Raw genomic sequence first — 21,221 nt, forward strand, 5'->3', positions numbered from 1 at the left:
TTAGGCAGCCCTCAGGCGGCTGGAGCAGCCTTCAGCGGCGCACCCACGACGCCACGCCGTCGTCGAGGCGCAGCTCGGCGTCGCAGGCGGCGGCGCCGTCGGGATCGTGGGTGGCGAACACGACGGCCGCGCCACGCTCGGCCTCGGCCCGCAACAGGGCCACGACCCGTTCGCGGTTGCCGGCGTCGAGCTCGCTGGTGGGTTCGTCGGCCAGCACGACCTTCCCGCGCTGGGCCAGGCCGCGGGCCACGGCGAGGCGTTGCTGCTGACCACCCGACAACTCCTCGACCAGTTGCCCCGCCGCGCCGTCGAGACCCACTGCGGCCAACGCGGCCGCCACGACGTCGTCCACGTCGTCCCGACGTCCGAGCACCGCGACGGCCACGTTCTCGGCCGCGGTGAGCACCCGCACCAGACCGTTGCCCTGGGGAACGATCACCACGCCGTGCTCGACGGCGTCGTCGTGGTCGCGCAGTGGTGCACCACCCACGTGCACCTCACCCGCGGCCGGCGGCCGCAACCCGGCCAGCGCCGCCAGCAGGGACGACTTGCCGGCGCCGGACGGCCCGGTCACCGCGACCACTTGCCCGGCCTCGACCGCGAGGTCGACCCCCGCCACGGCGGTGACCTCGCCGTAGCGGACCACCACCCCACTGGCGGCGATCGCAGGCGTGGTCACGACGGTTCCTCCGATGGGGTGTCGACGGTCGACTCCAGCACGATCTCGCCGCCGGGCAGCCGTCGGACCCGCAGCAGCGATCCCGGCGGGAACTCGGAGGCGATGTCCGGCGGGAGCTGCACGGTGCCGTCGCCGCCGACCACGGCGAGCTCGGCGGCACCCAGGCCCTCGGCCCCGATGCGGCCGTCGCGGATCGTCACCTGGCGCGGGAGCCGGTTGGCCACCTCGAGGTCGTGGGTCACGAGCAGGACCGTGGTCCCGACCGCCTCGTTGACGGCCTTGATCGCAGCGAGCACGTCGTCGCGGTGGGCGTGGTCGAGTTGGCTGGTCGGTTCGTCGGCGAGCAGCAGGCCGGGCAGCGCCGAGGTCGCGACCGCCACGGCCACGACCTGCACCAGGCCCGGGGGCAGCGTCGCGAGCCGGGCGTCGGCGAGATCAGCCACCCCGACCAGGTCGAGCATCTCGTGCGGTGACGGCAGCGACCGGCCCAGGCGGCGCGCGACCGCCTGGGCGCGCTCGACGTTCTGCACCGGTGTTGCATAGGGCAACAGATTGCGGCCGGCGCCCTGCAGCAGCACCCCGACCTCGGTGGCCCGCAACCGGTCACGCGCGGCTTCGTCCGCCCGGGCGAGGTCGACGTCGCCGACCACCAGCGCGCCAGCACTCGGTCGGTGCAGACCCGCGAGCAGCGTCAGCAACGTCGACTTGCCCGAACCCGACGGCCCCAGCAGGGCCACCACCTGACCGGGTGCGACCTCCAGGTCGACGCTGGTGAGCGCGACGACGTCGTTGCCCTCGACCCGGTAGATGTGCACGAGGCGGCGCGCCGACACCGCCAGGCCACGGGCCCGGACCGGGGACGGGTCGACCGCAGCGTGCGTCACCGGTCGTCCCCCGACACGCGCGCGGGGCGAGCGCCCGCGACCAACCTGCGGGTCAGCACCACCACGGTCGGCACCAGCAGGACGACGCCGAGGGCGACCGCGCCGACCAGCCAGCCCCACTGCAACGGGTGCACCACCGGGATCGGCACCGGCGGGTCCGCGACGAAGATCGGCACCGACGGCAGCGCCACCCGGACCCCGATCAGCCCCGCGACCACCCCGCCCACCATGCCGACCGCGACCAGCACACCGAGCTCCCACAACGACGACCGTTGCAGGGTGCGACGGTCGATGCCGACGAGCCGGAGGCCGGCGAGATCCCGCTGCCGGACGGCGCGTCCGGTCAACACGACCAGCGCCACCAGCAGCACCGCGAGCAGTTCCGCGATCGCGCCGGCGACGAGTGCCAGTTGGTTGGACCAACCGGGCGCGGTCTGCGCGTAGCCCGTCACCGCCGCCGCGGTCGTCGACCTGGACACCACGTCCACGTCGTGGTCGCGGAGTGTCGCGGTCAGCGCCGCCTCCCGTGCTGGGTCGTCGACCGCGAGCCAGACCGCGGGACTGGCCGTGACGTCGAACTCCGGTGCGGTCGCGCTCGCGAGATCGATGTCCTCGAGCAGGGCGGGGCTCCCGATCTGCGGGATGAACGGCAGCGACCCCACGATCCGCACGCGTCCGGTCCCTCCGGCGAACGTCGCGGCCGTGACTGCTCCGGTGTCGTCCGTGGCGGTGGGGGGCGGGCCGGCCGCGAGGACCGGCAGCGCCAGCGGCACGTCGAGGTGCTGGGCGATCGCGTTGCCGCCCACGTCGACCGCCTGGACCCGGATCCCCGGCGACGGGACGGGCAGGTCGGTGACCTCGATCGACGCCGCGGTGGTCGTACCCGGGACGGGGGTGTCGGGCGTGAGCGACGCCCAGGCCGATCCCGGACCGATGTCGACGGCCGCACCGTCGCCCGTGGTCAGCGACGCGAGGCCGAGGTCGAGGGTGAGCGGGGTGTCGTCGAGGACCGGGCGGGTGATGCCCATCGACGCCAGACGGCAGCCGTCGGTGCACGACACCGCGGCCCGCAGCTCCACCCCGGACGAGGACGTCCGGGCCGGCAACGGTCCGAACGACGCGGTCGTGGACCGCCCGTCGCCGTGCTGGAACGTCAGGGTCAACGACGGGCTGGGGGCGACGACCGGACCCGGGTCCTCGATCGCCCCGGCCAGGCGCGACCACGTGGACGACACGCGCAGGGTGAGCGCGGAGGTGGTCACCGTGACCGGCCGGACCGTCGTCGTCGGTGTGAGCGACACCAGCGTCCGCGCCGAGGGTTCCAGCTCCGGGCGGCCCCAGGTCGCGACCGTCCCGAACCCCGACGGGTCGACCGCGACCACCGGTTCGCTGCCGACCCCCGGCGGCCGGACCACGACGACCGGGGTGGCGAAGCGCCCGTCCGGATCGGCGGCCCGCACCGCCTGCCGGAGGGCCGGGGCGTTCGCGGCGCTCACCTGCAGCACGACCGGCGCACCGACGACCGCCGCCGCCCGCTCGGCCCTCGCGGCGGACGCGACACCGTCCTGCTGGGCGGCGAACACCACCAGGGCGGTCGCGACGGTGAGGATCACGACGGTGAGCCGGGCCCCGGTGCGCCGCGCGATGGCCAGCAGCCCGAGCCCCCGGGCCAGGGCGGCCCGGGCCAACTGGCGGCCGCCGGACCGCCGGGCGACGAACTCCACGAGCCGGCTGAGGACGATCCCGACCAGGACGGCCACGCACGTCGGGGTGAGCAGCGCCAACGGCGAGCCCGTGCCGTCGCCGGTGCCACCGACTCCCACCGACGCGGTGACCAGACCCGCGACGGCCACGACCGCGACCGCCACCTCGCCGAGCCCGATCCCCCGCCGACCGGTGTCGCCGACCTGGCGCAGCAGCGCGGAGATCGGGGCGCGCACGGTCCGCCAGGCGGTGGCGAACACGATGACCAGGCCCGCGACGGCGGCGACCACCGCGGCGAGCACGACCGGCAGCCGAGCTTCGGGGTGGACCCCGTGGCCGAGCCAGGTCGCGGCCGCGGCGAACGTGACCAGCCAGGCGACCGCGACGCCGGGGACCACGGCGAGCGCGACCAGCAGACCGAGTTCGCGGGTGAGGGCGAGCGCGGTCCGGGAACGTCCGAGCCCGCGGAGCCGGAGCAGCGCGAGTTCGGGGCGGCGCTGGTCGGCGGCGGCCGCGACGACGACCCCGAGGGCGATCGCCGCCAGGGCGGCGAGCTGCACCGCGAGCACGAGGACGACGGTGCGAGCATCGTTGCGCTGTGCATCGATGGCGTCGAGGTCGTCGGACAGTCCGGTCACGACCGACACCCGCGGCGTCCTGGTGCTCGACACCAGCCCGGCGATGACGCCCCGCAGGACCCCGACGTCGTCCACGCTGACGTCATCCGCCCGCAGCGCGAGGTCGACGGTCCGGCGCGGGAGGGTGCCGGGCAGGTCGGTCTGCAGTTGGTCCGCGAGTGCCGTCACCTGGCCCTCGGTGCCGAAGAAGGCGTCGGCGTGCAGGCCGTCGTCGGACTCGGTCAACCCGGTCGACGAGCTGTAGGGATGACCGAACCAGTAGGCGTCGTCGGAGGAGAACGGCTGGTACAGCCCGACCACCCGGATCCGGACCTCGGTCGAGGTGTCACCGGTCAGGGTCGGGACCCGCACCGCCAGGGTCGAACCGACCTGCAGCCCCAGCGCGGTCGCGGTCGACGTGCTGGTGACGACCTCACCCTCGGCGGTCGGGCACCGCCCGGTGGTGAACGTCAGCTCCTCGCACTGTCGGTCGCGGTGCGTGAGGGTCGTCTGCAGGCGCGGGTACCTGCCCGTGCGGAACTGCGCGGGGACGTCGGTGCCCACCACCGGCGGGTCGAACAGCTCACGGGCCCGCCCGGTCGGCTGGACGCTCGCCGCATCGCCCGCGGCGTCGACGCTGACCTCGAGACCCCGGCTGACGACCCCCTGCCCGTCGAGCACGGCGCGCACCGCGGCCTGCTCGACCGCCCGTTCGTAGAGGGGGCCCGTGGCCGCGGCGGCCACGAGCAGGGCCGCGAGCACCAGCAGCAGCGCGGCCTCGCCGCGGCGGTGGGCGAGGCGGGCCCGCACCAGCCGGGGGACCCGACGGCGGACCGGCGACGGCTCACCGTGCCGCTCTGCTCCCCTGGGCACCCACCGGACGTTAATGCACGAATCGCCCGCTCAGCCGTGACCCCCGGCGAAGTGGAACTCCCGCAGCGGCTCCCACGGGCCGCCGACGTAGCGCCAGGCGGCGAGGCCGAGCGCCGTCACCTCGTACGGCGCGAAACCGGCCCGCAACCGTTGCACCGTGCTCCGTGCCTGTTCGGGCGTCACCTTGTTCTGGACGGTCACGTGCGCCCGGAGGCCCTGCTGGTCCTGCTTGGTGAGCGTGTCCCGCCACGACCGTTGCAGGGTGCGGTGCACCGCCTCCAGTTCGGACGACTCGAGGCAGAACGCCGCGCCCCGCCCGAGCGGGACCACCTCGGAGACGCGCAGTGGGAAGGGCCCGCGGCGGGCGCACCGCTCGAGATCCGCCTCGACGGTCGGCCACTGCTCGCCCGGTACCGCGTGGAAGAGGGTGAGGTGGGCGCCGACTGCCGTCCGTCCGGCCGGGAACAGCTCCGAGCGAAGCTCGTCGAACCGCGCGGTCGCGTCGGGGTCGAGCACGAGGGTCACGACGAGCGGGTCCACGACCAGACGTTACCCGCGAGTAACCCCTGGCGTCCGCGGTCGTTGATCAGACATCCGTACCGCCCGCCACGGCCGTCCAGGAGGTGCATCGACACCCTCTCGGGGCGTTCACGCGCGTCGCGCTCGCCGCGAACCGGCTGCCCGATCACCCTCGACGATCCCGGACCTGACGGGGTCGCGGGCAGCCGGCTCGACCGGCGTCGACCTGACGCCTCCCCGCCCGGGAGGCGCTGGGACACTGGAGGCGTGACGTCTGACGCCCGCTCGGCCGCCCTGTTCGCCCGCGCGCAGGAACTGGTCCCCGGCGGCGTCAACTCGCCGGTCCGGGCGTTCCGGGCCGTGGGTGGCACCCCGCGGTTCATGGCGTCCGGGCGCGGCGCGTACCTCACCGACGTCGACGGCAACGAGTACGTCGACTGCGTCGCCTCGTGGGGGCCGATGATCCTGGGCCACGCCCACCCGGCCGTCGTCGAGGCCGTCACCGCCGCGGTCGCGCGCGGGACGTCGTTCGGCACGCCCACCGAGGGTGAGGTCGCGCTCGCCGAGGCCATCACCGGCAAGCTCGACGCCGCGGCCGACCTCCACGGCGTCACCTCCCCGGTCGAGCAGGTGCGGCTGGTCAACTCCGGCACCGAGGCCACCATGTCGGCGATCCGGCTCGCGCGGGGGGTCACCGGCCGACGCAAGGTCGTGAAGTTCGCCGGCTGCTACCACGGTCACGTCGACGCTCTCCTGGCCGCGGGCGGATCGGGCCTGGTCACGCTCGCGCTGCCGGACACCCCCGGTGTCACCGGCGCCGAGGTCGCCGAGACCATCGTTGCTCCGTACAACGATCTCGTTGCGGTCGAGCAGGCGTTCGACGAGTACGGCGACGACATCGCCTGCATCATCACCGAGGCGGCGGCGGGCAACATGGGCGCGGTACCGCCCCAGCCGGGCTTCAACGCCGGCCTCCGCGAGATCGCCACCCGGTACGGCGCGTTGCTCATCAGCGACGAGGTCATGACGGGCTTCCGGGTCTCGCCCGCCGGCTGGTACGGCCTCGATCCCGTCCCCGCCGACATCACCACGTTCGGCAAGGTCATGGGCGGCGGCCTGCCGGCCGCCGCGTTCGGCGGTCCGCGGGAGATCATGAGCCGGCTGGCGCCGAGCGGGCCGGTCTACCAGGCCGGGACGCTCTCGGGGAACCCGGTCGCGGTGGCTGCGGGCCTCACGACCCTGCGCCACTGCACCGACGAGGTGTACGCGAAGCTCGGGGCCGCGGCCGAGGTCGTGGGGCGCCTCACCGGGGAGGCGTTGACCGCTGCCGGGGTCGAGCACGTCGTGCAGTTCGCCGGGAACATGTTCTCGGTCTTCTTCGGCCCGGACCCGGTGCACGACTTCGCCGGTGCGCAGGCGGCCCAGGGTCCGAACCTCGATCGTTACAAGGGTTTCTTCCACGCCATGCTCGACCAGGGCGTGTACCTGCCACCGAGCGCGTACGAGTCCTGGTTCCTCACCGCCGCCCACGACGACGCCGCGATCGACCGCATCGCGGCCGCGTTGCCGCTCGCGGCGAAGGCCGCGGCCGAGGCGGTCGCGTGACCACCGTCCACCTGCTGCGGCACGGTGAGGTCTTCAACCCGGACAAGATCCTCTACGGACGCCTGCCCGACTTCCACCTGTCCGAACGCGGTCGCGGCCAGGCCGTCGTCGCCGCCGACTCGTTGACCGAGCACGTCGGCGAACGGATCGTGCACCTGCGCTGCTCACCGTTGGAGCGCGCCCGCGAGACCATCGCACCGCTCGCCGAGCGCACCGGTGTCGACGTCGTGGTCGACGACCGCCTCATCGAGGCGGGCAACAAGCTGGAGGGTCAGCAGGTCCTCGGCCCGCGCGACCTGGCCAAGGTGGCGATCCGGCCGCGCAACCTGCCGTTGTTCCTCAACCCGGCCCGGCCCTCGTGGGGCGAGCCGTACCGGCAGATCGCTGAACGCGTGTACGCGGCGCTGCTCTCGGCCCGCGCCGTGGCGGCCGAGCACGGCGGTGACGCCGTCTGCGTCTCGCACCAGTTGCCCATCTACGTGACCCGGCTGTTCCTCTCGGGTCGGCCGTTGCCGCACAGCCCGCGCAGCCGCGAGTGCGCCCTCGCGAGCGTCACCTCGTTCACCGTCACCGGGCCGGCCGCGAGCCCGGTCGTGACCGCCGTGAGCTACGCCGAACCGGTCGGCGCCGACGCCCCGGGTGAGGTCCCCGGCGCTTGAGCTGGCGCGCCTGAGAGATGTCTCAGGAACCTGGCACTCGATGGTTGAGAGTGCCAGTTCGGCGGGGTAGAACCGTGTGCGTCGGTGCCCGTCAGGGTGCCGGGCACCTCGAACCGAGAGGTGGTTGCCATGCTGCGTTTCGACCCGTTCCGTGACATCGACCGCCTGGCCGAGCAGCTGGTCGCCCAGCCCGGCCAGAACCGTGTCCCGCGGTTCATGCCGATGGACCTGTTCAAGGCCGACGGCCACCACGTCCTGCACGCGGACCTGCCGGGTGTCGACCCGGGGTCGATCAGCGTCGACGTGGAGAACGACGTCCTCACCGTGACCGCCCAGCGCAGCGCCAGCGGTGGCGACGACGCGGTGCAGTGGCTGGCGAACGAGCGGTTCGCCGGCACCTACCAGCGCCGCATCTCCCTGGGCGACGGCGTCGACACCGCCGCGATCACCGCGACCTACGACAACGGCGTGCTCACGCTGACCATCCCGGTTGCCGAGCGGGCCAAGCCCCGCCGCATCGCGGTGCAGACCTCCACCGAGGGCCCGCGCACGATCGAGTCCGTGCCGACCGCGAGCTGACCTGCGCCGTCCCATCAGGGGTTGCGCGTCGAGACCCCCGGTGCCAGGGTCACTGGTACCGGGGGTAACGCACAAGTTCCTGGCCCGCCTCCGGTTCCCGACGGAGGTCGACGATGACCCGGTTCCGCACGATCACCGCCGCGCTCGCCGCGGCCGCGCTCGCGTCCGTGACGGCGGTGGCCCTCGCGCCCGCCGCGTCCGCCGAGGTCTCCGGCGGGGTGACCATCCCCGCGTTCTACGACCCGCCCACCCGGCTGCCGAGCGCCGACGGCGCGATCATCCGCAGCCGACCGACCACCCTCGCGGTGTCGCTGCAACTGCCGGGCATGTCCGGTCCGCTGCCGGCCCGGGCCACGCTGCTGATGTACAAGTCGACCGACTCGACGGGCCACGCGGTGGCCGTCACGGGCACGTACCTCGAGCCGACCGTGCCGTGGGCCGCGGGCGGCGCCCGGCCGCTGGTCAGCGTCGCCGAGGGCACGCAGGGCCAGGGGGACCAGTGCTCGCCCTCGTACGGCCTCACCCACCCGGTCACGATCACGCCGAGCACCGTGCAGGTCAGCTACGAGATCCCCTCGATCTACGCGCTGCTCAGCCGCGGGGTGGCCGTCGTCGTCACCGACTACGTGGGCCTCGGCACCACCGACCGGCTCCACACCTACGTCAACCGGGTCGACGAGGGTCGCGCGGTCCTCGACGCCGCCCGGGCCGCACGGAACCTCCCCGGGACGTCGCTCACCGCGGCGAGCAAGGTCGCCACGTACGGCTACTCCCAGGGCGGCGGTGCGTCGGCCGCGGCCGCCGAACTGCAGCGCTCGTACGCGCCCGAACTCCCGCTGGTCGGCAGCTACGCCGGCGCCCCGCCCGCGGACTTGTCCGTCGTGCTGAAGGGCATCGACGGGACGGCGCTGGTCGGCGCCATCGGCTGGGCCGTCAACGGGTTCGCCCAGGCGTACCCGCGGCTGCGCCCGGTCCTCGCCGCCAACGTGTCGGCCGCCGGCCGAGCCGTGCTCACCGACCTGCAGCAGGCGTGCACGCCCGACGCGATCCTGCGGTACGCCTTCCACTCGACCTCGGAGTGGACGACCTCGGGGCAGTCGCTCTCCCAGGTCATCGCGGCCAACCCGGTGGCGAAGGCCGTGGTCGACGCCCAGCGCATCGGACGCATCGCCCCGGCCGTCCCGGTCCGGGTGTCGACCGGGACGCTCGACGACTTCGTGTCGCACGCGCAGGGCAAGCAGTTGGCCGCCGACTGGTGCTCGCGCGGCGCCGACGTCACGTACGCGCCGATCCGGCAGTACGTCCCGACGTTCGGTACCGGCGTGAACCACCTCGCGCCGGCGCTGAGCGACGCGCCGGCCGCGCAGCAGTGGGTGGTGGACCGCCTGCTCGGCCGGCCCATCACGTCGAACTGCGCGGCGGTGCCGAGCCTGCCCTGACACCCCGCGCATCACGTCGCGCCGGGCCGCTGCCCAGCGCCCGCACAGCAGCACGGGCGGGGGGTGCGTGGCCCACGCCACGGTGCACACTGGACGGGATGAACACGTTCGGAACCCGGGCGCGCGCCGGTCTCGCCGCGGCGCTGGGCGCGGTGCTGCTCGTGGGCACCGGCTGCTCCGCGAGCAAGGACGCGGTCGACCCGATCCCGAACACCGAGTACCGCTTCAACAACGCCACCTCCAAGGGTGAGGTGATCCCGGAGTCGGACCGCAAGAAGCCCGGTGCGGTCACCGGCGAACTGCTCGACGGGAAGGGCACCTACTCGCTCGCGAACGACGCCGGCAAGGTCGTGGTCGTGAACCTCTGGGGTTCGTGGTGCGGGCCGTGCAAGGTCGAGACGCCCCAGTACCAGCAGGTCTACCTCGACTCCAAGGCGCAGGGCGTGCAGTTCGTCGGGTTCGACGTGAAGGACAACCGCTCGGACGCCCAGGCGTTCGTCGAGGACAACCAGATCACCTACCCGAACGTGTACGACCAGGCGGCCAAGGTCGCGCTGCAGCTGGGCGGACTACGGGTGGCGGGCCTGCCCAACACCGTCCTCATCGACAAGCAGGGCCGGGTCGCGGCGGCCTACGTCGGCATCGTCCAGCCCTCGCAGCTCAAGCCCGCGATCGCCACCCTGGTCGCCGAGAGCTGATCGTGACCTCCGCGGCCGCTGACTTCGGTGGTGTCGTCCAGGACGGCCCCCTGCTGCTGGCCGTCGGGGTCAGCGTCCTCGTGGGGATCGTCGGGTTCCTGTCGCCGTGTGTGCTGCCGCTCGTCCCGGGCTACCTGTCCTACGTCACGTCGTTGTCCGGGGAGAACCGCCCGCAGACCACGACGACCTCGGGTGGCACGGCCGTGCTCACCGAGACGCGGGTGCCGCTGCGGCGGATGGCCGCCGGGGCCGGGCTGTTCGTGCTGGGGTTCACGGTCGTCTTCGTCGCCCTGGGGGCGTTGTTCGGTCAGCTCGGCAGCCTGATCCTCGAGCACCAGCTGATGCTGCAGCGCATCGCGGGCGTCATCACGATCGTGCTGGGCCTGGTCTTCCTCGGTGCGTTCCGACCGTTGCAGCGTGAACTGAAGATCCACCGCCTTCCGCGGGCGGGACTGCTCGGCGCACCGTTGCTGGGTGCAACGTTCGGGTTGGGGTGGACGCCGTGCCTGACCCCGACCCTCACCGTCGTCGTCAGCCTGTCGGTCAGTGAGTCGAGCGCCGGTCGTGGGGCGATCCTCGCCGCGGCGTACTGCATCGGTCTCGGCGTGCCGTTCCTGCTCATCGCCCTCGGCGTCGGGTGGGCGGCCGGCGCCGTCGCGTTCCTGCGCCGCCACGTCGGGGTCGTGTCGCGGATCGGCGGTGGGCTGCTCGTGGTGATCGGCGTCCTGCTCGTCACCGGCGCGTGGGACTCGATGGTGCGCTGGCTGCAGGGCGAGTTCGGTACCGACGGGATCGCCCTGTGAACATCCCGTACCCGGTCCGGCGGCTCACCTTCTGGACCCGCAAGGGCTGGCGCAAGCTGATCAGCATGCGCACCGCCCTGGTGCTGCTGTTCCTGCTCGCCATCGCCTCGGTCCCGGGCTCGCTGCTGCCGCAGCGCCCGCTGAACCCGGGCAACGTCGACAGCTACCTCGCCAGCCACGGTGGTTGGGGCCGGTTCCTCGACACCCTCGGTTTCTTCGACGTCTTCGGGTCGGTCTGGTTCGCCGCGATCTACCTGCTGCTGTTCGTCTCGCTCATCGGCTGCCTCGTCCCGCGCATCCGGGTGCACGTCAAGGCCCTGCGCACCAAGCCCTTGCCCGCGCCCAAGCACCTCGGCCGGCTGCCGGAGCACGCGTCGTTCCCCGCCGCGGGCACCGACACCACCGCGGTCGCCGCGCTGGCCCGCAAGTCGCTCGGCCGCCGGTGGCGCGCGGTCGTACGCGAGGAGAAGGGCGGCGTCGTCGCGGTCAGTGCGGAGAAGGGCTACAGCCGCGAGTCGGGCAACATCGTCTTCCACGTCGCGTTGCTCGTGGCGTTGGTGCTCATCGCGGTCGGTCGGCTGTTCCACTACGAGGGGTCGATCCTGGTCACCGAGGGCGACTCCTTCTGCAACAGCGCCACCGTGTTCGACAACTGGCGCCCCGGTCGGATCGCCGCGGACGGCGGGATCGCGCCGGCGCCGTTCTGCGTGCAGGTCGACGACTTCACGGCCAAGTACCTCGACACCGGCGAGCCCACCGACTTCGCCTCGAGGATCACCTACAACTCGGTCGAGGCCGACGGCTCCGACGGGCCGTCGCGCCAGGACACCCTGCGGGTCAACCACCCGTTGCGGCTCGGCGGTGACCGGCTCTACCTGATCTCGCACGGCTACACCCCGGTGGTCACCGTGACCCTGCCGAGCGGGCGCACGTACCAGGACCAGCCGTCGCCGTTCATCCCGCAGGACAACGCGACCTACCTGTCCGAGGGGGTGTTCGCGCTCGCCGACAAGCACGACATCGGCAGCAGCGCCCCGCGCACGGACATCGGCATCCAGGGGCTGTTCGCACCGACGCCGGTGGAGAGCTCGCCCGGCGTCTACACCTCGGTGGCGCCGCAGGCGCAGGACCCGGTACTCGGCATCTTCGTGTTCCAGGGCGACCTCGGCGGCCGCGACGGTCAGGCCCGGTCGGTGTACTCGATCGACACGACGGACATGAAGAAGATCGGCGCGGCCAACCTGCGCGTCGGGCAGACGTCGTCGTTGCCGAACGGCGTGACCGTGCGCTTCGACGGCTACAAGCAGTGGGTCGCCCTGCAGGTCTCCCACGACCCGACCCAGGGCTGGCTGCTGGTCGCGGCCGTCGCCATGGTCGTCGGGCTCATCGGGTCGCTCGCGGTGCGGCGACGCCGGGTCTGGGTGCGTGTGGCGCCGAGCGCGGACGGACCTACCCTGGTGACCGTGGGCGGTCTCGCCCGCAGCGACTCGGGCAACTTCGGCGAGGAGTTCCAGCACCTCGTCGAGACGCTCCGGACCGACCTCGGTCCCCCCGGAGACGACGCTGGCCCCGAACGCGACGACGATCTCGTCGACGCCACGAGCGGTAGGAGTTGAGCACCCGATGGCGGTGAGCGAGACCCTCGCGCACGTCTCCGACGACCTGTTCAAGGCGACGACGGCGACCTACGCACTGACGATGGTGGCCTTCACGGCCGAGTACGCCTTCGGGCGTCGCGGTCGGGTCGCCCGGACGGCCGTCACCGCGCCCGCCGTGGCCAAGGTGCCGGTGGCGGTCGGAGCGGGCGGCACGACCGGTGGGTCCACCCCGTCGGTCCCCGCGGCCCGGGTCGTCGACACGTCGTCCGAACGGCGCGCGAACGGCGACCGGATCGGACGCATCGGCGTCATCCTGCTGACGGTCGGCGCGCTGATCCACCTCGCGTCGGTCGTCACCCGCGGCTGGTCGGTCGACCGGGTGCCGTGGGGCAACATGTACGAGTTCTCGTCGGTGGTCGCGCTGCTCGCGGTGGCGGCGTTCCTCGGGACGCTGATCAAGGCGCCGCAGATCCGTTACCTGGGCGCGTTCGTCATGTTCCCGGTGCTGATCGTCATGTTCCTGGCGGGCACCGTCCTCTACGCCCGCGCCCAGACGCTCGTGCCGGCGCTGCAGTCGTACTGGCTGGCCATCCACGTGTCGTCCGTGGCCTGCGCCGAGGGTCTGCTGATGACCTCGGCCGTCGTCACGGTCCTCTACCTGCTGCGGCAGCGCTCGGACCGCAAGGTCGCCGCCACCGAGCAGACGGACGGCCCGGTGAAGTTCGGTGCCGTGTCCCGGTTCGGCGCGAAGCTGCCCCCGGCGGCCACGCTGGACAAGGTCGCCTACCGGATCGTCGCGTTCGCCTTCCCGCTCTACACGTTCGGCGTCATCGCCGGCGCGATCTGGGCCGAGGCCGCGTGGGGCCGGTACTGGGGCTGGGACCCGAAGGAGACCTGGGCGTTCATCGCGTGGGTCGTCTACGCCGCCTACCTGCACGCCCGCGCCACCGCTGGCTGGCGTGGCCGCACCGCCGCCTGGATCAACCTGCTCGGCTTCGGCGCCATGACGTTCAACTTCTTCGTCGTGAACATCGTGATCGCCGGGCTGCACAGCTACGCCGGCCTCAACTGACGGGCATCACCGGGCTGCGATCTCGCCCCTGCCGCTGAGGACGAGAACCGGCGCGCGCCGGCGTCCTTGATGTGTGCCGACACCTCCGTCGACGGGGTGGGCTGTGCGGACCGCTGACGAACGACTCCCACAGGAGCAGCGGCGCTTCGTCCGACCATGACGACGGCCCACGGCCGAGGTGTACGCGCCGGCCACGACCCCCCACGGTCGGCCCGCGTGCGAGAGGACGCCCTCTGCCGCGTTCACGTGAACGTGGTTCAGGCATTTCCGCGGGATGCGTCCTGCGACTGCTGATCCCGCACGGAGTGGTCGAAGGTTGCAGCTCCAGCTGCAGCCGGCTCCATGAGAGGGGGTCAGGGACGGGGGTTCGGGGCGCCGTACTTCAGGCCGTCGAGCAGCAGGCCGATGATGCGCTGGGTGCGGTCCTGCCAGCCGTCGTCGTCGGTGGCCATGCAGACCCCGCCGACGGCGCGCATGAGGTCGATGTGGTCGACCCCCGGCCGGATGCGGCCGCTGGCGGAGGCGGCGTCGACGAGCGTGCCGAGCGAGGCCCGGATGCGGGCCTGCAGGTCGGCGAAGACGTGGTCGTCGGCGGCGTCGGCCCGCGCGCGCAGGGCGTGCAGCGTGCTCGCGAGCCCACGCTTGGTGGCGACGTAGGCGACGAAGCGCTGCATCCACTGCTCGAGCGCGACGTCCGGATCGGCCGGGTGGGCGGCGATCAGCTGGGGGGCGGCGTCACAGAGGTCCGAGACCTCGCGCTCGTAGACGGCGAGCACCAGGTCGTCGCGGGTGGGGAAGTGGCGGTACAGCGTGCCGATGCCCACGCCGGCGCGCTTGGCGATCTGCTCCAGGGCGGCCGACTCGACACCGGCCTCGGCGAACGTGGCGGTCGCGGCCTCGAGCAGGGCGTCGTAGTTGCGCCGGGCGTCGGCGCGCATCGGACGGGCCGACGGCGGTGACTGCAGTGTCTGCCCGCTCACATCCCACTCCCAGGTCGAGGAACTCGGTTGCGCAACCGGAGGCTGCCTCCGTATTGTTCCGGAGGCAAGCTCCGGTTCCACCACTATCCACCTTGGAGAGCACCAGTGCCACACGCCTCCGTCACAGCCGCCGGGCCCGCCGGCTCGCGGCTCGCGCGCCTCCGTCCCACCGGCCCCACCGCCGCGCTCTGGACCATCCTCATCGCCCAGCTCATGGTCGTGCTCGACGTCAGCATCGTGAACATCGCGCTGCCCGACATGCAGCGCGAGCTGGACTTCACCTCGACCTCGTTGTCCTGGGTCGTCAACGCCTACGGCCTGACCTTCGGCGGCCTGCTGCTGCTCGGCGCCCGCGCCGGTGACCTGTTCGGCCGCCGCCGCGTCTTCCTCGCGGGCCTGGCGCTGTTCACGGTCGCCTCGGCCGCCGGTGGCCTCGCCCAGGACGGCGCTCTGCTGCTCGCCGCCCGCGCCATCCAGGGCATCGGCGCCGCGTTCGCCGCCCCGTCGGCCCTGGCGCTGCTCACCGTGACCTTCCCCGGCCCGGCCGAGCGCACCCGCGCCCTCGGGCTCTACACCGCGGCCTCCATCGGCGGTGCGGGCCTCGGCCTCATCGCGGGCGGCGTGCTCGTCGAGTGGCTGTCCTGGCGCTGGGTCTTCTTCGTCAACGTGCCGATCGGCCTGGTCCTGCTGGTGCTCGCCACCTCGGCGCTGCCCGAGACCGTTCGCGCCCGCGGCCACGTCGACATCCCCGGGGCGATCACCTCGACGCTCGGCATGTCCGCCGTGGTCTACGGATTCGTCCACGCCGCCTCGGACGGCTGGAGCGACCCGCTGACGATCGTCTCGTTCGTCGTCGGAGTCGTGATGATCGGGGCGTTCGTCGCCCAGGAGCGCCGGGTCGCCGTTCCGATCACGCCGCTGCGGCTGTTCGCCGACCGCACGCGGGTCAGCGCCTACGTCGCCCGCATGCTGCTGGTCGCCGCGATGATGGGGATCTTCTTCTTCCTCACGCAGTTCCTGCAGGACGTGCTGGGTTACAGCCCGCTCATGGCGGGGCTCGCCTTCCTGCCGCTGACCGCGATGGTCTTCATCGCCTCGCAGTTGTCGGCCCGGGTCTGGACCCCGCGGTTCGGCACGCGGTGGCCGATGGTCATCGGGGTCTCGTTCTCCACGCTCGGCGTGCTGGGCCTGACCCAGTTGCACCCCGACAGCGGCTACATCTCGCTGCTGGTCCCGTTGATCCTGTTCGGCTTCGGCAACGGCACCGCGTTCGTGCCGCTGACCGGCGCGGCCCTCGCCGGCGTCAAGCCGGAGGACGCCGGTGCGGCGTCCGGGCTGGTCAACGTCACCCAGCAGGTCGGAGGCGCGCTCGGTCTCGCCGTGCTCGTCACGGTCTTCGGTGCGGCGGCCAACGGCGGCAGCCCGAGCCAGGCGTTCGCCTCCGGCGCCGACACCGCGTTCTGGGTGGCGGCCGGTCTGCTCGCGCTCTGCGTGCTCATCGCCGTCACCATGCGGACCCCGAAGCAGGCGCCCGCTCCGGCGCCGGTGACCAAGGACCCGCAGACCCCCGCCGAGGCGGTCCAGGAACTGGAGTCCGCCGGCCTCTGACCGGGTGACGTCACGGCCCCGGCCGGACGGTGTGGATCAGATCTGGAACCACACCGTCTTGCCGGGGCCGCCGTCGTCCGCGGGGTCCACGCCCCAGTCGGTCGACAACGCCGCGACGAGGAACAGCCCACGCCCCGACGTCGGGACGACGCTGGGCACCACGGTCGTGTCGTGGCGGAACGGCGCCCCGGCGTCGTAGACCTCGACGCGCAGTCCCCCCTCGAGCCGGCTCAGCGTGAGCGTGACCGGCGCGGCCCCGTGACGCACGGCGTTCCCGACGACCTCGGACATCATCACGAGGGCGTCGTCGAGGGTCTCGGTCGACAGGTCGGCCGCCTGCTCGAGCAGGTACTGCCGGGCGAGCGACGCCGCCTCGGGGGTCATCGGCAGGCTCACCCCGGTCGCCTCGCGGCTGCGTGAGTCCGCCCGGTGCCACCGCACCCCGAGCAGCAGGGTGTCGTCACGCATGGTCGCGCCCTGCAGGCATGCCGCCACCACGGTGTCGAGCAGCTGCGGCAACGCCATCGCCCCGGCCTTGACCGCGGCCGTCTCGAGCGTCGACATCCCCTCGACGATGTCGTGCCGGGCCTCGACCAGGCCGTCGGTGTAGAGCAGCACGCCGTCGCCGGCGGCGAGCTGGACCACCGTGGTCTCGACGCTGCCGGCCTCCGGGTAGCCCAACGGTCGTCCACGGGCCTCCAGGTAGCGCACCGAGCCGTCGGCGGTCAGCAGCAGCACCGGCGGGTGGCCCGCCCCGGCCACCTCGAGCCGCCCGCCCGGATCGAGCCGGACCACGACCGATGTCGCGTGCAACGGATGCCCGGGCAGCTGCAGGAGTTCGTCGGCACGGTGCAGCAGCGTGTCGAGCGCGTACCCCTCCTGCACCAACGTGCGCAGCGTGTGGGTCACCCGCAGGGCGTCGCGGGTGCTCTCGACCCCGTGCCCCATGACGTCCACGACCGCGACGTGCACCGAACCGTCGGGCAGCACGTACCAGTCGTAGAGGTCGCCGCCGGTGGGGGAGTTGACCTGCGCCGGCAGGTAGCGCACGTCGAGCGCGATGCCCGGCACCAGCAACGGCAGCGGCCGCAACGCCCGTTCCAACTCGACGAACACCCCGCGCTGCGCGGTCCGGATCTCCGCCGCCCGCTGCTCCAACTCGGCGTACAGCGCGACCACCCCACGGTTGGTCTGCTCCAGCTCGCCGTTGACCCGCACGAGTTCGGCCTCGCGGTCGCGCAGTCGAGCCAGCACCTGCAGCAGTTCCGCGTTCTGGCTCTGCAGCACCGCCCCGAGATCGCCCGGGCGGTGGCGCAGCAGCCGGTGACGCAACGCGGTCAGCTCGAGGGTGTCGAACCGGCGCGCGGCCCGCTTGGTCACCACCACGCCGTCGTCGTCGGCGTGCAAGGTGTCGAGCAGCCGGGTGACGGCCGACAACGTCCGCTCGACCCCCGGCCGCTCCCGCCACCCGGGGTCGTCGAAGCCGACGGTGATCTGCAGGACGGTCGTGCCGTCCGCGTCGAGGGTCGCGACGGTGACGGTGGTGACGGCGTGGTCACCGAACCGCCCGATCTCCGAGACGGCCGTGGCGACCCGGGTCGCGTCGGCGTCACCGAGTTCGAGGCCCAGCGCGGCGTCGCGGGCGTGGTGCCGCAGCACCGTGGCGTCGTCGGTCTGCGCCAGGGTGAGCTGGAGGAGCACGAACGGCTCGGGCGCCGTCACGCGCCCGCTCCGGCGCGGACGACGACCACGCAGCTGTCGTCCGTCCCGCGCCCGAAGTCCCGCCACAGCACGGCCGCCACCACCGCCGCGTCGTGCCGCAGCACGGGCGCGCGGCCGAGGAGGTCCCACCGGGTGGTGAGCCCGTCGGTGTGCAGGACCAGGGTGCCGCCGGGTGGGAACGCGGTCGCCCCTGACCGGGCCGCGGGTGCCGAGCGTCCGACCGTCCCGGGGACGGAGATGCCCCGGTGCGTGCTGCCGTCCGGTGCCACGACCACCAGCGCCACGTTGCCCAGTCCCGCGCTCTCCACCGCGCCTCCCTCGAGGACGTCGACCGTCGTCAGGGTCGCGACCGTCGCGGCCGCGCCCCGGGTGTGGGCGGCGGCCTCCGCCAGTCCCGCGAACATCTCCGCGGGCGGCCGGTCGGCGACGCTCGGCACGGCGTCGACCACGGCCGCGCCCGCTGCCGCGGCGTCCGGTCCGTGACCCAGCCCGTCCGCCACCACGACGATGAGCCGTGCGCCGCGGTGCAGGGCCGACCACTGGTCGCCGTTCGGCAGTCCGTCGTCGAGGGCGAAGCCCACCCCGGCGACGTCGAACACCCGGGACGGCCCCTCGCCCACATCTCCCGACGAAGCGGACCGCCCGCCGGCGCCGGTGCGGAAGCTCGCCGCCACCACCGTGCCCCGGCCGGGTTCGCTGACGGCGTCGACGCGGTCGGCGAGGCGTCGGACGGTGCCGAGCCCGACGCCCATCGTGCCGACGGTCGAGTAGCCGTCGGTGAAGCACCGCTCGAAGCCGTCGACGCCCGGGCCCCGGTCGACCGCGACCACGACCAGTGCGTTGTCGGCAGCCACCGGCGGCAGCACGAGCAGTTCGCCGCCGACCGCGTGGCGGTGCAGGTTCTCGGCCAGTTCCTTCACGACCAACGTGATGCGGTCGACGGCCGCGGGTCCGAACCCGGCGTCGCGGGCGGCCGCGGTGGCGTCGTCGACGGCCGCGCGGACCTGCGACGCGTCCTCGACGGGGTGACGGCTCGGAGCGCGCACGGACGGGTTCACCGCGACCGCCGCCAGACCGCGATCCGGACCCGCGTGCCGCGTCCCGGGGTGGACTCGATCGTGAAGTCGTGCACCAGCCGCTGCGACCCGGGCAGACCCAGCCCCAACCCCGTGCCGCTGCTCCACCCGCCGGTCATCGCCTGGTCCAGGTCGGTGATGCCGGGGCCGTCGTCGGCGACGACGACCACGATCCCGGTGCGCCGCGGTACCGCGTCCGTGTTCACGACCTCGACCGACACCGTTCCGCCACCGCCGTGGATGACGGCGTTCCGCGCCAGTTCGCTGACCGCGGTGACCAGCTTGGTCTGGGTGACCAGGTCGAACCCGGTCCCGGTCGCGAGTTCCCGCACGAGGTGGCGGGCCCGCACGACGTCATCGGCGCGGTGGACCTCGACTCGCGTCCCGCCGGCGTCGACGCGTGCCGGCGCGTCCGGGGTCATCGCGCGCGGTGTGTCGGTGGCGCCGTCACGGCCCGCAGACCGTGCTCGAGGTCGCGCGCGGTCGTGACACCCGCCAGGGGCAGGCCGAGTTCGACGAGGGTGATGGCGACCGCCGGTCGCATGCCGACCAGGGCCACGCGGGCGCCGAGGATCGACACGATCGTGGCGGTGTCACCGAGTACGCGGCAGATGAACGAGTCGACGACCTCGAGGGAGGAGATGTCGAGGAGCACGCCCGTCGCCCGGTCGGCGACCACCCGGTGTCCGATGTCGTCCTGGAAGGCCAGGGCGGCGGAGTCGTCGAGCTCGTCGCCGAGGGTCGCGACGAGCACCCGGCCGATCTGGACCATCGGCACACCGGACACGTCAGGCTCCCGGGAGCGTCACGGTCTCGTGCGCCGGGCTCAGTCGCGAGATCGCGGTGGCGAGGGCGTCGGCGAGGGTCGCACGGGTGGTGATGTCCTGGAGCTGGATGCCCAGCTGGACGATGGTCTGGGCGGTCTGCGGGCCGATGCCGCTGATGATGCAGTCGGCGCCCATGAGCCGGGTTGCGGTGACGGTCTTGAGCAGGTGCTGGGCGACCTGGGTGTCGACGGTCGGCACACCGGTGATGTCGAGGATGGCGACCTCCGCCCGCTCCCGGACGATCGCCTCCAAGAGCGTCTCCATGACGACCTGGGCGCGGGCCGAGTCGAGGGTGCCGACCAGCGGGACGGCGAGCACGCCGTCCCAGAGCTGGACGACCGGCGTGGACAGGTCGAGCAACTCGTGACTCTGCCGGGCGATGACCTCCTCGCGGGCCCGCACGTAGAACTCGAACGTCAGCAGCGCGAGGGAGTCGACGACGCGTCCGGAGATGGTCGCGGCGACCGTGAGGGTGACCGACTCGTCCTCGTGCTCGGTCTGCAGCACCGAGAACAGGGCCTCGCGGAGGGCGAGCACGCCGTGGGCCACCTCGGTGGGGGACAGCCCGTCACGAGCGCCTTGGACCGCCCGTTGCTCGACGATGCGGCGCAGCGTCTCGAACTCCGGCCCGCTGGGTTCGTCGATCCGGCCGGACGTCTGGACCGCCGAGCGCAGTGCGCTCAGGACGGCCTCGCTGCGCGACCCGAGCTCCCGGGTGTCGCCGACGGAGCCGCGGGTGGCCGACCCTTCCACCTGCAGCCGGTTCCACGCGGCGAGGACCTCGTCACCGCGGCGGTCCAGGAGACCGACGAACCAACGGGCGCGATCACCCTCGCTCACCATGTCACCGGCAGTGGTCATGAGTGGCCTCTCGGGGGTGGGAACGGGCGGGGGGCAGCGTATCCGTACCCGGATGAGCGGCGGTTCCCACGCAGACCGGCGCCGGACCCGCTCCGTGTGAGACGCTGTGCCCGTGGAGGTGGTCGAGGAGGTCGACGGCGCGACGTTGGTCCTGCGCCTGCGCGGCGAGCTCGACATGGCCACGGTCCCTCCCTTCCGCGACATCCTCTCGTCGCGTTTCGCCTCAGGCGAGTTCAGCACGGTCGTGATCGACCTCGGCGGGCTCACCTTCACCGACTCGGCGGGCCTCACCATCCTGGTCGAGGCGAGCGAGCAGGCCACCGAGGCCGGCGTGGAGTTGGCGCTGACGGGCGTGAGCCGGCAGGTGCGCAAGCTCATGGAGATCACGTCGCTCGTCGACCTGTTCCAGATCCGCTGA

The 21,221-nt window shown here is 73.1% G+C and carries 20 protein-coding genes; 10 read left to right on the forward strand and 10 right to left on the reverse strand.

The genetic code is table 11. From position 1 onward, the window contains the following. Positions 1–31 precede the first annotated feature (31 nt). Genes ACXR2U_RS05010 through ACXR2U_RS05025 form a run of 4 tightly spaced genes read right to left on the reverse strand, consistent with a single transcriptional unit; the run spans position 32 to position 5,297 of the window. Positions 32–679, reverse strand: coding sequence for an ABC transporter ATP-binding protein (locus ACXR2U_RS05010; protein WP_458823832.1), 648 nt, complete (start codon positions 677–679; stop codon positions 32–34). Further along, positions 676–1,563, reverse strand: coding sequence for an ABC transporter ATP-binding protein (locus tag ACXR2U_RS05015; protein ID WP_458823833.1), 888 nt, complete (start codon positions 1,561–1,563; stop codon positions 676–678). The genes ACXR2U_RS05010 and ACXR2U_RS05015 overlap by 4 nt, the downstream gene beginning before the upstream one ends. Then, positions 1,560–4,757 carry an FtsX-like permease family protein gene (locus tag ACXR2U_RS05020; protein ID WP_458823834.1) on the reverse strand — a complete coding sequence of 1,066 codons (3,198 nt, stop codon included), beginning with the start codon at positions 4,755–4,757 and terminating at the stop codon, positions 1,560–1,562. The genes ACXR2U_RS05015 and ACXR2U_RS05020 overlap by 4 nt, the downstream gene beginning before the upstream one ends. Before the next feature lie 30 nt (positions 4,758–4,787). Further along, on the reverse strand, positions 4,788–5,297 hold the full coding sequence (locus ACXR2U_RS05025; protein ID WP_458823835.1) for a 2'-5' RNA ligase family protein: 510 nt from the start codon (positions 5,295–5,297) through the stop codon (positions 4,788–4,790). 246 nt (positions 5,298–5,543) lie between these two features. Here ACXR2U_RS05025 and hemL point away from each other — a divergent pair, with 246 nt between their 5' ends. The 8 genes from hemL to ccsB all read left to right on the forward strand — a co-directional run bounded on the left by hemL (position 5,544) and on the right by ccsB (position 13,729). Next, on the forward strand, positions 5,544–6,881 hold the full coding sequence (hemL, locus tag ACXR2U_RS05030) for a glutamate-1-semialdehyde 2,1-aminomutase (protein WP_458823836.1): 1,338 nt from the start codon (positions 5,544–5,546) through the stop codon (positions 6,879–6,881). After that, positions 6,878–7,540: a histidine phosphatase family protein gene (locus ACXR2U_RS05035; RefSeq protein ID WP_458823837.1), complete on the forward strand. Its 663-nt coding sequence runs from the start codon at positions 6,878–6,880 to the stop codon at positions 7,538–7,540. Before hemL ends, ACXR2U_RS05035 begins: the two co-directional genes overlap by 4 nt. Before the next feature lie 129 nt (positions 7,541–7,669). Beyond that, positions 7,670–8,119 (forward strand): Hsp20/alpha crystallin family protein, encoded by a 450-nt coding sequence (locus ACXR2U_RS05040; RefSeq protein ID WP_458823838.1) that lies wholly within the window; start codon positions 7,670–7,672, stop codon positions 8,117–8,119. Positions 8,120–8,232: 113 nt separating this feature from the next. Beyond that, positions 8,233–9,558 (forward strand): lipase family protein, encoded by a 1,326-nt coding sequence (locus ACXR2U_RS05045; protein WP_458823839.1) that lies wholly within the window; start codon positions 8,233–8,235, stop codon positions 9,556–9,558. A gap of 98 nt (positions 9,559–9,656) precedes the next feature. Next, entirely contained in the window at positions 9,657–10,256 is a 600-nt protein-coding gene (locus tag ACXR2U_RS05050; RefSeq protein ID WP_458823840.1) for a TlpA family protein disulfide reductase, read from the forward strand. A 2-nt stretch (positions 10,257–10,258) separates the two neighbouring features. Continuing rightward, on the forward strand, positions 10,259–11,059 hold the full coding sequence (locus ACXR2U_RS05055; RefSeq protein ID WP_458823841.1) for a cytochrome c biogenesis CcdA family protein: 801 nt from the start codon (positions 10,259–10,261) through the stop codon (positions 11,057–11,059). Further along, entirely contained in the window at positions 11,056–12,675 is a 1,620-nt protein-coding gene (gene resB, locus ACXR2U_RS05060; RefSeq protein WP_458823842.1) for a cytochrome c biogenesis protein ResB, read from the forward strand. The genes ACXR2U_RS05055 and resB overlap by 4 nt, the downstream gene beginning before the upstream one ends. Before the next feature lie 7 nt (positions 12,676–12,682). Next, positions 12,683–13,729 (forward strand): c-type cytochrome biogenesis protein CcsB, encoded by a 1,047-nt coding sequence (gene ccsB, locus ACXR2U_RS05065; RefSeq protein ID WP_458823843.1) that lies wholly within the window; start codon positions 12,683–12,685, stop codon positions 13,727–13,729. Between the two features lie 353 nt (positions 13,730–14,082). On the opposite strand, the gene ACXR2U_RS05070 is transcribed toward ccsB, so the two are convergent. After that, positions 14,083–14,709 (reverse strand): TetR/AcrR family transcriptional regulator, encoded by a 627-nt coding sequence (locus ACXR2U_RS05070; RefSeq protein ID WP_458823844.1) that lies wholly within the window; start codon positions 14,707–14,709, stop codon positions 14,083–14,085. A gap of 105 nt (positions 14,710–14,814) precedes the next feature. Between ACXR2U_RS05070 and ACXR2U_RS05075 the strand changes: the two genes are divergently transcribed. Continuing rightward, positions 14,815–16,317: an MFS transporter gene (locus ACXR2U_RS05075; protein ID WP_458823845.1), complete on the forward strand. Its 1,503-nt coding sequence runs from the start codon at positions 14,815–14,817 to the stop codon at positions 16,315–16,317. Between the two features lie 36 nt (positions 16,318–16,353). Here ACXR2U_RS05075 and ACXR2U_RS05080 read toward each other — a convergent pair whose 3' ends face one another. The 5 genes from ACXR2U_RS05080 to ACXR2U_RS05100 are packed head-to-tail and all read right to left on the reverse strand — an operon-like array spanning position 16,354 to position 20,803. Further along, positions 16,354–18,039, reverse strand: coding sequence for an ATP-binding SpoIIE family protein phosphatase (locus ACXR2U_RS05080; RefSeq protein WP_458823846.1), 1,686 nt, complete (start codon positions 18,037–18,039; stop codon positions 16,354–16,356). Continuing rightward, positions 18,036–19,085 carry a SpoIIE family protein phosphatase gene (locus ACXR2U_RS05085; RefSeq protein WP_458823847.1) on the reverse strand — a complete coding sequence of 350 codons (1,050 nt, stop codon included), beginning with the start codon at positions 19,083–19,085 and terminating at the stop codon, positions 18,036–18,038. Before ACXR2U_RS05085 ends, ACXR2U_RS05080 begins: the two co-directional genes overlap by 4 nt. Before the next feature lie 8 nt (positions 19,086–19,093). Beyond that, on the reverse strand, positions 19,094–19,537 hold the full coding sequence (locus ACXR2U_RS05090) for an ATP-binding protein (protein WP_458823848.1): 444 nt from the start codon (positions 19,535–19,537) through the stop codon (positions 19,094–19,096). Further along, on the reverse strand, positions 19,534–19,902 hold the full coding sequence (locus ACXR2U_RS05095) for an STAS domain-containing protein (protein ID WP_458823849.1): 369 nt from the start codon (positions 19,900–19,902) through the stop codon (positions 19,534–19,536). The genes ACXR2U_RS05090 and ACXR2U_RS05095 overlap by 4 nt, the downstream gene beginning before the upstream one ends. A 1-nt stretch (position 19,903) precedes the next feature. Further along, entirely contained in the window at positions 19,904–20,803 is a 900-nt protein-coding gene (locus tag ACXR2U_RS05100) for an STAS domain-containing protein (RefSeq protein WP_458823850.1), read from the reverse strand. A gap of 112 nt (positions 20,804–20,915) precedes the next feature. Between ACXR2U_RS05100 and ACXR2U_RS05105 the strand changes: the two genes are divergently transcribed. After that, a complete protein-coding gene (locus tag ACXR2U_RS05105) occupies positions 20,916–21,221 on the forward strand; it encodes an STAS domain-containing protein (RefSeq protein ID WP_458823851.1) in 306 nt (101 codons plus the stop codon).

Source organism: Jatrophihabitans sp. YIM 134969 (assembly GCF_054456675.1).

Bases quoted from the DNA above. Each gene is read 5' to 3' on its own strand.
- ACXR2U_RS05100 (WP_458823850.1), bottom strand. From the start codon at position 20,803: ATGACCACTGCCGGTGACATGGTGAGCGAGGGTGATCGCGCCCGTTGG.
- ACXR2U_RS05050 (WP_458823840.1), top strand. From the start codon at position 9,657: ATGAACACGTTCGGAACCCGGGCGCGCGCCGGTCTCGCCGCGGCGCTG.
- ACXR2U_RS05045 (WP_458823839.1), top strand. From the start codon at position 8,233: ATGACCCGGTTCCGCACGATCACCGCCGCGCTCGCCGCGGCCGCGCTC.
- ACXR2U_RS05090 (WP_458823848.1), bottom strand. From the start codon at position 19,537: ATGACCCCGGACGCGCCGGCACGCGTCGACGCCGGCGGGACGCGAGTC.
- ACXR2U_RS05040 (WP_458823838.1), top strand. From the start codon at position 7,670: ATGCTGCGTTTCGACCCGTTCCGTGACATCGACCGCCTGGCCGAGCAG.
- ccsB (WP_458823843.1), top strand. From the start codon at position 12,683: ATGGCGGTGAGCGAGACCCTCGCGCACGTCTCCGACGACCTGTTCAAG.